Origin of the sequence: Amorphus orientalis, from assembly GCF_030814015.1 — a bacterium.
Lineage (GTDB): Bacteria > Pseudomonadota > Alphaproteobacteria > Rhizobiales > Amorphaceae > Amorphus > Amorphus orientalis.
Genome location: NZ_JAUSUL010000001.1, coordinates 365,335 through 377,822 on the forward strand (window position 1 = coordinate 365,335; position 12,488 = coordinate 377,822).

11 protein-coding genes are annotated in these 12,488 nt (G+C 67.6%); 10 read left to right on the forward strand and 1 reads right to left on the reverse strand.

The window, feature by feature from the left end; all coding sequences use genetic code 11:
• The first annotated feature begins 13 nt into the window (after window positions 1-13).
• The 10 genes from J2S73_RS01685 to J2S73_RS01730 all read left to right on the forward strand — a co-directional run bounded on the left by J2S73_RS01685 (window position 14) and on the right by J2S73_RS01730 (window position 11,457).
• Window positions 14-811, forward strand: coding sequence for an ABC transporter ATP-binding protein (locus J2S73_RS01685; protein ID WP_306883690.1), 798 nt, complete (start codon window positions 14-16; stop codon window positions 809-811).
• Window positions 812-837: 26 nt separating this feature from the next.
• Window positions 838-1,692 carry an ABC transporter permease gene (locus J2S73_RS01690; protein WP_370874375.1) on the forward strand — a complete coding sequence of 285 codons (855 nt, stop codon included), beginning with the start codon at window positions 838-840 and terminating at the stop codon, window positions 1,690-1,692.
• Between the two features lie 2 nt (window positions 1,693-1,694).
• Window positions 1,695-3,008, forward strand: coding sequence for a cytosine deaminase (locus J2S73_RS01695; RefSeq protein ID WP_306883691.1), 1,314 nt, complete (start codon window positions 1,695-1,697; stop codon window positions 3,006-3,008).
• A 2-nt stretch (window positions 3,009-3,010) separates the two neighbouring features.
• Entirely contained in the window at window positions 3,011-4,414 is a 1,404-nt protein-coding gene (locus J2S73_RS01700; RefSeq protein WP_306883692.1) for an FAD-binding oxidoreductase, read from the forward strand.
• Window positions 4,415-4,460: 46 nt separating this feature from the next.
• A complete protein-coding gene (locus J2S73_RS01705; protein WP_306883693.1) occupies window positions 4,461-5,054 on the forward strand; it encodes an NAD(P)H-dependent oxidoreductase in 594 nt (197 codons plus the stop codon).
• A gap of 190 nt (window positions 5,055-5,244) precedes the next feature.
• Window positions 5,245-5,736 (forward strand): MarR family winged helix-turn-helix transcriptional regulator, encoded by a 492-nt coding sequence (locus J2S73_RS01710; protein ID WP_306883694.1) that lies wholly within the window; start codon window positions 5,245-5,247, stop codon window positions 5,734-5,736.
• A gap of 332 nt (window positions 5,737-6,068) precedes the next feature.
• Window positions 6,069-6,965 (forward strand): DMT family transporter, encoded by an 897-nt coding sequence (locus tag J2S73_RS01715; protein WP_306883695.1) that lies wholly within the window; start codon window positions 6,069-6,071, stop codon window positions 6,963-6,965.
• Between the two features lie 43 nt (window positions 6,966-7,008).
• Complete coding sequence (locus tag J2S73_RS01720; RefSeq protein WP_306883696.1) at window positions 7,009-7,983, forward strand: 2-hydroxyacid dehydrogenase; 975 nt, start codon at window positions 7,009-7,011, stop codon at window positions 7,981-7,983.
• A 109-nt stretch (window positions 7,984-8,092) separates the two neighbouring features.
• Window positions 8,093-9,271: a pyridoxal phosphate-dependent aminotransferase gene (locus tag J2S73_RS01725; RefSeq protein WP_306883697.1), complete on the forward strand. Its 1,179-nt coding sequence runs from the start codon at window positions 8,093-8,095 to the stop codon at window positions 9,269-9,271.
• An 8-nt stretch (window positions 9,272-9,279) separates the two neighbouring features.
• Window positions 9,280-11,457: an FUSC family protein gene (locus J2S73_RS01730; protein ID WP_306883698.1), complete on the forward strand. Its 2,178-nt coding sequence runs from the start codon at window positions 9,280-9,282 to the stop codon at window positions 11,455-11,457.
• A gap of 57 nt (window positions 11,458-11,514) precedes the next feature.
• Here the strand turns inward: J2S73_RS01730 and ubiG are convergent, their stop codons facing one another.
• Window positions 11,515-12,258, reverse strand: coding sequence for a bifunctional 2-polyprenyl-6-hydroxyphenol methylase/3-demethylubiquinol 3-O-methyltransferase UbiG (gene ubiG / locus J2S73_RS01735; protein ID WP_306883699.1), 744 nt, complete (start codon window positions 12,256-12,258; stop codon window positions 11,515-11,517).
• Between the last annotated feature and the right edge of the window lie 230 nt (window positions 12,259-12,488).

Here is a 12,488-nt window from a genome sequence, read left to right on the forward strand (position 1 = left end):
AAGGAACGGTTGAATGATCCGGACTGCGGCGGCTTCGGCCGACCGGGCGAGTGAGAGCGCGGTCGCCCTGCGCGGGGTGACGAAGACGTTTCCCGGCGGCGTGACGGCCGTTCGCCACGTCGATCTGGATGTCCGCCAGGGCGAATTCCTGAGCCTTCTCGGGCCGTCCGGGTGCGGCAAGTCCACCGTCCTGCGCATGGTCGCCGGGCTCGCGTCGCCAAGTTCCGGACAGATCCTGCATCCCCATGATGCGAAAGCCCGCGACGTCGGCTTCGTGTTCCAGGAACCCACCCTGATGCCCTGGGCCAGCGCGTTTTCGAACGTATGGCTGCCCCTGCGGCTCAAGGGCGTCTCGAAGCGGGCGGCGGAAGCGCGCGTGATGTCGGCGCTCGAAGGCGTCGGGCTCGCCGACTTCGCCCACTCCTATCCGCGGGAACTGTCCGGCGGCATGCGCATGCGCGTCTCGCTGGCCCGCGCGCTGGTCACGGAGCCGAGCCTCCTTCTGCTCGACGAGCCGTTCGCGGCGCTGGACGAGATCACCCGCTTCAAGCTGAACAACGACCTCCTTGAGCTCTGGCAGCGGCACGGCTTCACTGTGGTGTTCGTCACCCACTCGGTGTTCGAATCCGTTTATCTGTCGAGCCGGATCGCGGTCATGGCAGCGCGGCCGGGCCGGATCCTGCGCACGCTCTCCATCGACGAGCCCTATCCGCGCCAAGATGCCTTCCGCACCAGCGAAGCCTATGCTGGCTTCTGCCGGGAGACGTCGGACGCGCTGGCCCAGGCCATGGCCGCGGACGCGGTGGCCTGAGGTGAGCGGACAGCAGAGGGCCCGCCGTGTCGCAAGCTGAAGCCGACGACAGTGTTGCCTGGGCCGCAGCCCAGGAGGCGAACACCCGGAACAACCGCCGCGCGCGGCTGGCGCGGGTCGGGCTGCCCTTCCTGCTGTTCGTGCTCCTGATCGCCGGCTGGCATTTCCTGGTCGTGATCAACGAGATCCCGGCCTACATCCTGCCCGGCCCCGGCACTGTCCTGACGACGCTGATCAAGGACTGGCCGATCCTTTCCCAGTCCATGATCAACACGCTGGCGATTACCGGGCTCGCCCTCGTGGTGGCGACGCTGGGCGGCGTCGGTCTGGCGATCCTGTTTTCCCAGTCGCGGCTGGTGGAATATTCGCTGTTTCCCTACGCCGTCGTTCTCCAGGTCACTCCGGTGGTGGCCGTTTTTCCGCTGATCAACATCTATGTGGAGAACACGGTCGCCAAGCTCCTGATCTGTGCCTGGATCATCGCCTTCTTCCCGATCCTGTCCAACACGACGCTGGGGCTGAATTCGGCCGACCGCAACCTGCACAATCTGTTCGCCCTCTACGGGGCGAGCCGCTGGCAGACCCTGCGCCATCTGCAGCTTCCTGCCGCCATGCCCTATTTCCTGGGCGGTCTGCGGATCGCGGGCGGACTGTCCCTGGTCGGCGCGGTGGTGGCGGAGTTCGTGGCCGGCACCGCCGGCTTCGGGTCGGGGCTTGCCTTCCGGATCATCGAGGCCGGCTACCGGCTGAACATTCCGCGCATGTTCGCCGCGATCATTCTCATCTCCGTGGCCGGCATCATGATCTATCTGGTGCTCAGCCTCGTTTCCCACCTGATCCTGCGCAAATGGCACGAGAGCGCGCTGGACCGGGAGAAATAGGTATGGGTTGGCATCCGGAGCTTTCCGAGGGCACCCGCCCGCGCCGGCTGCTGCAGGCCGGCGTTCCGGTATCCCTATGCCCGACGCTTGCCGGCCACGCGGATTCCCGGGGGATCGCCCGGGCCGACATCACGCTGGCGGGGGAGACCGTCGCCGCGATCGATCCTGCGGCGCCTGACGACGGATACAACGGCGTCGATCTCGATGGCGGGCTGGTGCTGCCGGCGTTCGCCGACGTCCACACCCATCTCGACAAGGGCCACATCTGGCCACGCACGGACAATCCCGACGGCACCTTCGCCGCGGCGCTGGATGCGGCCGGAGCGGACCGCGACGCCCACTGGACGCGGGAGGACATGCGCCGCCGCATGGAGTTCGGCCTGCGCTCGGCGGAAGCTCACGGCACCCGGCTGATCCGCACCCACCTGGATTCGCAGCTGCATCAGGCTCCGGTCACCTGGCCGCTGTTTTCGGAGATCCGCGAGACCTGGCGCGGCCGGATCGAACTGCAGGGCGTTTCCCTCATCGGCATCGACGAACTGCCCGAAGGGCGCGAGCTCGAGGACTATGTCCGTCTGATCGCCGATCACGGCGGCATTCTGGGAGCCGCCGCCTATCCGATGCCGGACATCGACTCCCGGCTGACCCGCCTGGTCGACGCGGCCGCCCGCTACGGACTGGATCTCGACCTGCACGTGGACGAGAGCGGCGATCCCGGCGCCGACTGCCTCGCCCGGCTGGCGCGGATCGCGCTCGATGTCGGATTCGCGGGACAGATCGTCGCAGGCCACTGCTGTTCGCTGGCCGTCCAGCCGGAAGCGGAGGCGCTGACGACCCTCGATCTCGTGGCGCGCGCGGGCATCAGCGTGGTCACGCTGCCGCTCTGCAATCTCTATCTTCAGGACCGGCAGCCCGGCCGGACGCCGCGCTGGCGCGGGGTAACCCTCGTGCACGAGATGGCCGAGCGTGACATTGACGTCGCAATCGCCAGCGACAACACGCGCGATCCTTTTTACGCTTACGGTGATCTCGATATGCTCGAGGTGTTCCGCGCGGCCACGCGGATCCTTCATCTGGATCATCCGTTCGGGGACTGGCCGGCTGCCGTGACCCGGACGCCGGCGGAAATCATGGGGCTGCCGGGCTTCGGTTCGCTGACCCCGGGTGCGCGGGCCGATCTGGTCATCACGAGGGCGCGCTCGTTCAGCGAACTGCTCGCCCGCGGCCAGTCCGACCGGGTCGTGATGCGGGGCGGAGAGACAATTGCGCGGTCGGTTCCCGACTACCGGGAGCTCGACGACGTGGTGGGAGGATGACGATGGCGGATCTCGACGCGCTTCAGGCGGAGCTGAGCGGCCTGAAACTCGAAACGCATCCCTCGCTGGTCAAGCAGAAGAGCCGCGACTTCTTCTGGTATTCCCCCGTGCTCAAGCGACGGCTGGACGACGTTACCGGCGATCTCGTCGTCACCCCGTCGAGCGAGGACGACGTGGCCCGCGTGTTGGCCGCCTGCTACCGGCACGACGTGCCGGTCACGGTGCGCGGTGCCGGAACCGGCAACTACGGACAGGCGATGCCGCTGGCGGGCGGCGTCATTCTCAACATGGCGGAGATGACGGCGATCCGCTCGATCGAGCCCGGCGTGGTCGTCTGCGAGCCGGGCGCGATCATGGCCGACATCGACCGCCGGGCCCGGACCGAGACCGGTCAGGAACTGCGCCTGCATCCCTCCACCCACCGCACCGCCTCGATCGGCGGCTTCGTGGCGGGCGGCTCCGGCGGGGTCGGGTCGGTGCGCTGGGGCGGGCTCAGGGATCTGGGCAACATCGTCCGCCTCAAGGTGCTGACCATGGAAGCGGAGCCCCGCGTCATCGAGCTTGCCGGCGAGGACATCCACAAGGTCAATCACGCCTACGGCACCAACGGCGTGATCACCGAGGTGACGATGCCGCTGACGGCGGCCTACGAGTGGGTCGACGTGGTGGTCGGCTTCGATGCGCTGTCCTCGGCGGCGGCGTTCGCGGATATGGTCGCCAATCAGGACGGGATCCTGACCAAGGAGATCGCCGTCGTCGCCGCGCCGGCCGCCCATGACTATTTCCTGCGCCACCAGCGCTTCATCGGCCGCGAACAGCACGTGGTGGTGCTGATGGTCGCGCCGTTTGCCATGGACGCGCTCGCCGGCCTGGTCGATCGCTCGAAGGGGACGCTGACCTACCGGTCTGACGTTACGGTTGCCGGCGATGGCGAGAGCGTGCCGCCGGCCTACGAGCTGTGCTGGAACCACACCACGCTGCGCGCCCTCAGGGTCGATCCGGCGATCACCTATCTGCAGATCCTGTTTCCCTATCCCGATCATCTGACCAAGGTCGCCGCCATGGCCGACAAGTTCGGTGACGAAGTGGTGACCCATCTGGAGTTCGTGCGCTTCGACGGCAACGTCGCCTGCTTCGGGCTGCCGCTGGTGCGGTTCACCAGCGAGGAGCGGCTGGACGAGATCGTCTCGGTGTTCGAGACGGCCGGCTGCCCGGTGTTCAATCCGCACCGCTATACGCTGGAGGAAGGCGGAATGAAGCAGACCGATCCGGTCCAGCTCGCCTTCAAGAAGGAGACCGATCCCAAGGGGCTTCTGAATCCCGGCAAGATGATCGCCTGGGAAGATCCGAGCTTCGACTACTCCAGCCACAAGACCTATCTCTTCCCAGGTCTGCACCGCGCATGAGCCGGGGACGCATCCGGATCGGCCGGCGCCCCCGCGGGGGGTGCCGATGAGGGTTCTGGTCGTCCAGGCGCATCCGTGCGCGGACAGTTTCAATGCGGCCGTGAGGGACAAGGCGGTTGCCGCGCTCGAGGCGGCCGGCCACGAGGTCCGGGTCGCCGATCTTTATGCGGAGGGGTTCGACCCGGTGATGGGGGCGGAGGAACGGCGCCGCTATCACGACAGGGGAGAGAACGAAAAGCCGGTCGCCGGCGAGATCGAACGTCTTCTGTGGGCGGAAGGGCTGGTGTTCGTCTACCCGACCTGGTGGTTCGGTTTGCCGGCGATCCTGAAAGGGTGGCTCGACCGGGTGTTCGTGCCTCACGTCACCTTCACCATGCCGCCGGGACCCGACGGCCTGAAGGGCCGGCTGCAGAGCATTCGCGCCATCAGCGTCGTCACCACCTGCGGGGCCACCTGGTTCGTGTCCAAGCTGATGGGCGAGCCGGGCCGGCGCACGATCCTGCGCGGTATTCGCGCCCTGTGCCACCGGCGCTGCAGGACCCGCTATCATGCGCTCTACCAGATGGACACGGTGAGTCTGGACGCCCGGACCCGCTTCCTGGCCGAGGTGGACACGGCAATGCGCCGGTTCGGGCGCTGAAAACCTTTCGAGACCGGCGGGTCACTGGGTCTTCTGCAGGATTTCCGGTCGCGAAAACTTTCCATCCGCCATGATCAAGTACGATAGCATTTGCCCCGCGCCCGTGCGTCGACTACCGTTTTTGGGCGAATCATTTGTCGGCTTCGGAGTCATGTAGCCGTCATCAAGGCTTGGTATCAGATCGATTACGATGTCATTCAGCTACCGAAAGACAGCAACCTATCGACTTGCCCAGGCTGCCAAGGCGCATCGCGTGCGATCCGGCGGACACCTGAGCCGTATCGGTCTGCATCCGGGGCAGGAATTCGTGCTGAAGGCGCTGGCCGACACCAACGGCCAGACCATGAGTGAACTGGCCAACGTGCTCGGCGTGCAGCCGCCCACCGTCACCAAGATGATCAGCCGTCTCGCCGCCCATGGCCTTGTGGAGCGGCAGAGCTCGGAAACCGACGGCCGGCTGGCCCGGGTCTTCCTGACCGACGAGGGCCGCAGCCGGATAGCCGACGTCGACAAGGCATGGAAGCGTCTCGAGAAGGAAGCGCTGTCCGGCATCGACGACAAGGACCGCAAGCGGCTGCGCAAGCTTCTGCGGGTCGTGGAGAAGAACCTGGCCGCGGCCGGCGGCTTCACGGATGCGATCGACGACGAGGCCGAAGAGGCGGAAGAGCCGGCCGGCGCCTGAGCCCTGTGCCGCGACCGTCTTGCGATCGGGCCGATCCGACAGCCGGTTCGAGATCGCGGCGGCTTTCCTGTCTCCCGAAAACCTCTCCCGGCGGATGCGCCGCCACGGGTCAACGACGCCCGGGATCTGGACCGCGGCGCCGTTTTCCGTTCATCTGACGATGTCCTGAAGCCTCCTTTGCTTCGATGGAGACATCGGTGCGGACGGAAGCGGCTTCGAATTCAATGACTTGAGCAGGCCCGCCTCTTCGGACCGATCCGGTTCGTGCGGGACAGGCTCGGGCGACAGGTATCAGTTCCGCCGGACGAGGGCCGGCGGCAAAAGGCGGGTCAATGTCAGGTTCGGGTTCGGCTGTGCCCCCAAGCGCCAATCTTCAGGGCATCTTCCTGATGACGGTGACCGGGGCAATGTTCGCCTGCCTGGACACCACGGCCAAATTCCTGGGTCAGTATCTGCCGCCGATCGAAGTCGCCTGGGTTCGCTTCGTGACCCATGTGATCTTCGTCGCGATCCTGCTGCGCCTCTGGCACAATCCGGTCGTCATCAAGACGCGGCGCCCCATGCTGCAGATCCTCAGGGGCGTCTTCATGTTCTCCACCACGACGCTCAATTTCGCCGCTCTGCAATATCTGCAGCTGGCCGAAGCCGTCTCGATCATGTTCGCCGCTCCGCTTCTGGTAACGGCGCTGGCCGGTCCGCTTCTGGGAGAGCATGTCGGTCCGCGCCGGTGGACGGCTGTGGTGATCGGGTTCTGCGGCGTCCTGGTCATCACCCAGCCCGGATTCGAGAAGCTCCATATCGGGGTGATCCTGTCGCTGCTGTCGATGGTTGCGCTGGCGGGCTACACGCTGATGACCCGTTATCTCGGGGCCACGGAGACCACCCAGGGACTGATCTTCTATTCCGGCGCCGTGGGCGCGGTCGGGCTCGCGCCGCTCGCGCTACCGCAGCTGCAGTGGCCGGAGGGCTGGCTGGTTCCCCTGCTTCTGGCCACCGGTGCGTTCGGCGGTTTCGGCCATTTCCTGCTGATCAAGGCGCACAAGATCGCGACCGCCTCGACGCTTGCTCCGTTCATCTATACCCAGATGCTCTGGATGATCCTGTTCGGCTATCTGGTCTTCGGCGACGTGCCGGGACCGGCAACGCTGATCGGTGCCTCGATCGTGGTGGGATCGGGTCTCTACCTGCTTCACCGCGAGCACCGGTTGCGCCGCATGGGCCGACTGTGATCCTGCCGCCTGCACGGACTCTAATCGAACCTCGGAGGCTTATGTGACGAAGACGCCGCTGTTGATGGTGACGCCGCTCCTTCCCGCGACGTGCGAAACCCTCGAGGCAGATTTTGAGCTTCACCGGCTCGCCGAGGCGAACGACCCGGATGCCCTCCTTGCAGACGTCGCCGACCGTATCCGGGCGATCGCCATGTTCCCGACCGGTGGCGTCGATCGGGCTCTGATGGAGCGGCTGCCGAATCTGGAGATCATCGGTGTCGCCGGCGCCGGCTACGAAGGGGTGGATCTGGCCGCGGCCGAAGCCCGCGGGATCGCCGTCACCCAGGCCGCGGACGCGCTGACGGAAGAGGTCGCCGACATCGCCATGGCCCTCGTCGTCATGACGGTGCGCAGGCTGACGGCCGCCGACGCCTATCTGCGCGCTGGCAGGTGGGAGAACGACGGACCGTTTCCCGTATCGCCCCACAGCCTCCGGGGCGCGACCCTCGGCATCCTCGGGCTCGGCCGGATCGGCCGGGCAGTGGCCCGCCGCGCCGAGGCGTTCGGCCTTTCGATTGCCTATCACGCCCGCTCCAGGCGCGATGACGTGGACTACGCCTATTGCGAAACCCCGGAGGCGCTTGCAAAGGCCAGCGACATCTTCGTGGTGGCGACGCCGGGCGGGGCAGCTACCCACCATCTGGTCAACGCCGAAGTGCTCAAGGCCCTCGGACCGGACGGTTATCTGATCAACATCGGACGCGGCCCCACGGTGGAGGAGACCGCGCTCGTTGCCGCCCTGGAGGCGGGCACCATCGCCGGCGCGGGCCTCGACGTCTACGAGCACGAGCCGAAGGTGCCGCGGGCCCTGATCGGGCGCGACGACGTCGTGCTGCTGCCGCATCTGGCGTCCGGCTCGGTTCCCACCCGCACCGCGATGGGCCAGCTCATGATCGACAACCTCCGGGCCTGGTTCGAGCGCGGCGAGACGCTGACCCCGGTGCCGGAAATCCCGGTTCCGACCAGGACGGGCTGAGGCCGCCAAAGCGGCCCGGTCCGCGACATCGCGGATTTGCTCCGAACCGCCGCTCGGCTATGTCTTCTGAGAAAAAGACGGCGCCGGGATGCGTCGAGGGGAGAGAGATATGCCTAAGCCAGTCGCCGCATTCGACCGCATCGGCGAGGAGAACGCCTTCGCGGTTCTGGCGCGGGCCGGCGCGCTTGCCGCACAGGGCCGCTCCGTGATCAATCTCGGGATCGGCCAGCCCGACTTCCCGACGCCGCCCCACATCGTCGAGGCGGCGGTGAAGGCGCTCCGCGACGGCCATCACGGCTACACGCCGGCGACCGGCATTCCAGCGCTGCGGGAGGCGGTCGCCGCCGATCTGCTGGCGCGCACCGGGGCGGAGGCCCTGCCGGACCGGATCACCATCGTGCCCGGCGGCAAGGTGACGATGTTCACCGCCATCCTGATGCTCGGGGAACCCGGGGTCGACATCCTCTATCCCGATCCCGGATTTCCGATCTATCGCTCGATGATCGAGTTCACCGGGGCGACCCCGGTGCCGATCCCGATCCGCGAAGAGAACGACTTCGCCTTCTCCGCCGCCGAGGCGCTGGCGCTGATGACCGACCGGACCCGGCTGGTGATCGTGAACTCGCCGGCGAACCCGACCGGCGGCGTCACGCCGCGTTCGGAGATCGACGCGTTCGTGGCCGGACTCTCGCGCTTTCCCGAAGCGGCGATCCTCTCCGACGAGATTTACAGCCGGATCCTCTACGGCGGTGCGGAGCACGTGTCGCTGATGTCCTATCCGGAGATCGCGGACCGGCTGATCCTGCTCGACGGGTGGTCGAAGACCTATGCCATGACCGGCTGGCGGCTCGGCTATGCCGTCTGGCCGGAAAGCCTGATCGACGCCGCGCGCAAGCTCGCCGTCAACGCCTGGTCGTGCGTCAACGCGCCGACCCAGCATGCCGGCCTTGCCGCCCTGACCGGCCCCCAGGACGCGGTGGACGAGATGGTCAGCGCCTTCGAGCGCCGCCGCACGCTCGTCGTCGACGGCCTCAACGCCCTGCCCGGCGTCTCCTGCCGCATGCCGGGCGGCGCATTCTACGCGTTTCCTTCGATCCGCGAGAGCGGGTGGAAGGCCAAGGCGCTGGCCACCCGTCTTCTGGAGGAGACCGGCGTGGCGCTCATCGGCGGGCCGGATTTCGGGACGCTTGGAGAGGGCTACATCCGCGTCTCCTACGCCGCGTCGGAGGCGGAGATCACCGAGGCGCTCGGCCGTATCGAAACCTTTCTGTCCCGGTCCCCGACATAGGGCGCCTGATGACTGCGACCGAGCCCATGAGCCAGGCGCGCCGTCCCGAGCTTCTGGAGCGGCTGGCGGACTTCGATCCGGGCTGGGTGCGGCTGTCGCGGGGGCTGCATCTGGTCGCCGCGGTGGCCGCGGCGATCGCGGCCGGCTACTTTCTGTCCACCGCCGGAGCAGCGGCCGTCGCCGAGTGGATCGGCCCCTGGCTGGAGCGCACGGTTCCCGCCTATGCCCGTGCCCTGGCGGTGGAGAACCGGCAGTTCGTCGTTCCGCTGGTCACGGCGGTGGTGGCGGCCCATCTCATCCTCCTCGTGATGCCCTCCTATCGCGCGCAGGAACTGCGCGAGACCCGTCCGCTCGCGCTGCTGGCCGTCCTCTATCTGGCGGGTCTCGGTCTCGCCGCGCCCGGAAGCTGGGGGTACGGGGCGCTGCCGATGCATCTGTGGTGGATCGTAACCATCGGCTTCGGCCTCTATCTGCGCGGCCGCGGTCCACAGGGCGCGCGCTTCGGCACCTCGATCATCCTGCTCACGCTGTTTGCGGTGATCGTGAACCCGGATCGGGCCATGGGGATCTGGTTGCCGGTCGCCGCGATCGCCGGCGTCTGTGTCGGCTATGCCGTGCGCTTCGCCACGTGGCGGCCGTCGCCCGTCGCCGCCTACCGGACCCAACGCGCCCGCTTCCTGGAGACCGCCGGGGAGGATCTTTCCGCCTTCGCCGATATGGTGCGCCGGGGTGCGCGTCCGACCGATTTCGGCCATCCGCTTCGCCGCCGCTGGGTCGCCCTGTCCAAGTCCATGGAACTCGCCGCCGCCGAATCGCCCGGCCGCTCGGCGCACCTGGCGGAAGAGGTGGCGGCTGCCTTCCGGCTGCTGCTGGCGGTGGAGGCGATCGCCTCGGCGCTTACGGAGATCGACGCCGCCGACCTCGGCGGACGGTTCGGGGCCGACCGGGTCGCCAGCGCGTTGACGGCGCTTGCCGCGCATATCGCGGCTTCCGAGACCGCCTCGGATGCAACAAAAGCCGACTACCGGGACGGGCTCGTCCGCGCCCGCGACGAGCTGATCGCCGACCTGGACCTGTCGCGCCAGGCCAAGCTGCAGCTGATCCGGCTCCTGACCGGCATCTCGCGGGTGGAAAGCGCCCTGGACGCGGTGGGCGGACGGATCGAGACAGTGGAGGGCCCGGCGCCCGAGACGCCCCCGCGGACGAACGCGATGGGATGGCGGCTCGCCCTTCAGGGACTGGTCGCGGCCTCCATTACCACGAGCCTCAACTATGCTTTCCATTTCGACCATGCCTACTGGGCGACGCTCACCGTCGCCCTCGTTCTCAACGGCACGGTCGGCCAGACACTGGCACGGACGCTGCGGCGCGCGTTGGGCACGGCTGCCGGCGTGCTGGTGGCGATCGCGCTCAACCCGTTCATCGGCGATCTGTTCGTCCTGGAAACGGTGCTCGTGGCGATCAGCCTGCTGGTGGCGGTGATGGTGTTCGACATCCGCTACGAGCTGGCGTCGGCCCTGATCGGCTTCCTGGTGGTCACGGGGTTGCACATGCTGGAGGGAGCCGGGCAGGGGGTGATGCTGGCCCGCGCCTACGAGACCTTCATCGGTGCCGGTGTGGCTCTGGCCGTCGCCTGGACCGTGGTGCCGGCCTTTTCCAGCGATCAGTTCGGCGGCAAGGTGACGGCTTTCCTGAGCCAGTGCCGGGCCACCTTCGCGGAGATCGGCCGTCATCCGAACCCGGCGATCGACCACACCGCGCCGCTCGAGACGGAAGTGCGCCTCCTGATGGCGGAACTCCCCTCGCTGGAGGCGGAGCGCTGGTTCGGGCGGACCGGAGGTGCCGGGCTCAACCGGCTCGCGGCGCTGCTGGAGGCGCTGGTGAGCTATGTCGGCCTGTACGAGCGTGCGGTCGCGGGGATGACCCGGATCGAAGTTGGCGAAGCGACCCGGGCAACGTTCGCCGACCTGGATGGGCGCGTGGATGCGGCCTTTGCCGTGCTTACCGGATCCGGGGACGCCCTGCCGGATTTCGACGACCTGCTGCCGAAATTCGCGGCCGTCGCCCCCCTCGACGGGTCGATCCCGGCGGCGGAGGCCGCGGTCCTGGTCGAACGGCTCTACTACGGCCGGAGGATCGGCCAGACCCTCGGCGAGCTGCAGACCGAATGGGCGCGAACGGGCTGACGCCGGCGCCGTTTCCGGGGGTTGCAGATGGCCGGCATCAACCCCGGATAGGCGCGGCTAGTCCGACGCGGAGCGGCCGCTGAGCATCATGTAGTTGACGTCGATGTCGGCCGAGCGCTGCCAGCGGTCGCGCAGCGGGTCGAACACGACGCCCACGGTTTCCAGAACGGCGAGGCCGGAGCCTTCCACCGCCGCTTCCAGTTCGCTCGGCCGCACCAGCTTTTCATACTGGTGGGTGCCCTTCGGCAGCCATCCCAGAACATACTCCGCGCCCAGTATCGCCAGAAGATAGGCCTTCGGCGTGCGGTTGATGGTGGCGAGCAGCAGGAGGCCGCCCGGCTTAACCATCTTGGCGCAGGCGGAGACGAACAAATCGACGTCCGACACGTGCTCGACGATCTCCATGGCGAGCACCACGTCGAACCGCTCGCCGGCGTCGGCCAGCGCCTCCGCCGTCGTGGCCCGGTAATCGATTTCCAGTCCCGAGCGCTCGGCATGGATTCGCGCCACCTCGATGTTGGTAGCCGCCGCATCGGCACCGACCACCTCGGCGCCGAGACGCGCCATCGGTTCGGACAGCAGGCCGCCGCCGCAGCCGATATCGAGCAGGCGCAGGCCCGACAGCGCCTGGGAATCGTCCACGTCGCGCCCGAAATGCCGGGCCACCATCTCCTTGATGTAGCCGAGCCGGACCGGGTTGAACTTGTGCAGCGGCTTGAACTTGCCGCGCGGGTCCCACCATTCGTCGGCAAGGGCGGAGAATCGGTCGATTTCGGCCTGGTCGATCGTGCTGTCGCTCATGCTGCTTTCCTGCCTCACGAAGGGTCTGGTCGCGTCGACCCGAATGAATAAAGACGCGGTCGATGTCGGTTCGGGTGCGGCTGGGCGCCCAGCGCCCCGGAAGAGCCCCTCCCGCCGTGCTCCGCCACCCGGAAGATGGCAAGTTGCCGCCCGGGCTGCACGGTGATATCTACCGCGCCATTCCGTTCGGCAAACCCGCAATCGATGCGGATCGCCAGATATCAATCACC

What these genes read in the sequence shown, in the direction of transcription:
- ubiG (WP_306883699.1), bottom strand. Translation starts at nt 12,258, where the DNA reads ATGAGCGACAGCACGATCGACCAGGCCGAAATCGACCGATTCTCCGCC.
- J2S73_RS01730 (WP_306883698.1), top strand. Translation starts at nt 9,280, where the DNA reads ATGACTGCGACCGAGCCCATGAGCCAGGCGCGCCGTCCCGAGCTTCTG.
- J2S73_RS01705 (WP_306883693.1), top strand. Translation starts at nt 4,461, where the DNA reads ATGAGGGTTCTGGTCGTCCAGGCGCATCCGTGCGCGGACAGTTTCAAT.
- J2S73_RS01695 (WP_306883691.1), top strand. Translation starts at nt 1,695, where the DNA reads ATGGGTTGGCATCCGGAGCTTTCCGAGGGCACCCGCCCGCGCCGGCTG.
- J2S73_RS01710 (WP_306883694.1), top strand. Translation starts at nt 5,245, where the DNA reads ATGTCATTCAGCTACCGAAAGACAGCAACCTATCGACTTGCCCAGGCT.
- J2S73_RS01725 (WP_306883697.1), top strand. Translation starts at nt 8,093, where the DNA reads ATGCCTAAGCCAGTCGCCGCATTCGACCGCATCGGCGAGGAGAACGCC.
- J2S73_RS01685 (WP_306883690.1), top strand. Translation starts at nt 14, where the DNA reads ATGATCCGGACTGCGGCGGCTTCGGCCGACCGGGCGAGTGAGAGCGCG.
- J2S73_RS01715 (WP_306883695.1), top strand. Translation starts at nt 6,069, where the DNA reads ATGTCAGGTTCGGGTTCGGCTGTGCCCCCAAGCGCCAATCTTCAGGGC.
- J2S73_RS01700 (WP_306883692.1), top strand. Translation starts at nt 3,011, where the DNA reads ATGGCGGATCTCGACGCGCTTCAGGCGGAGCTGAGCGGCCTGAAACTC.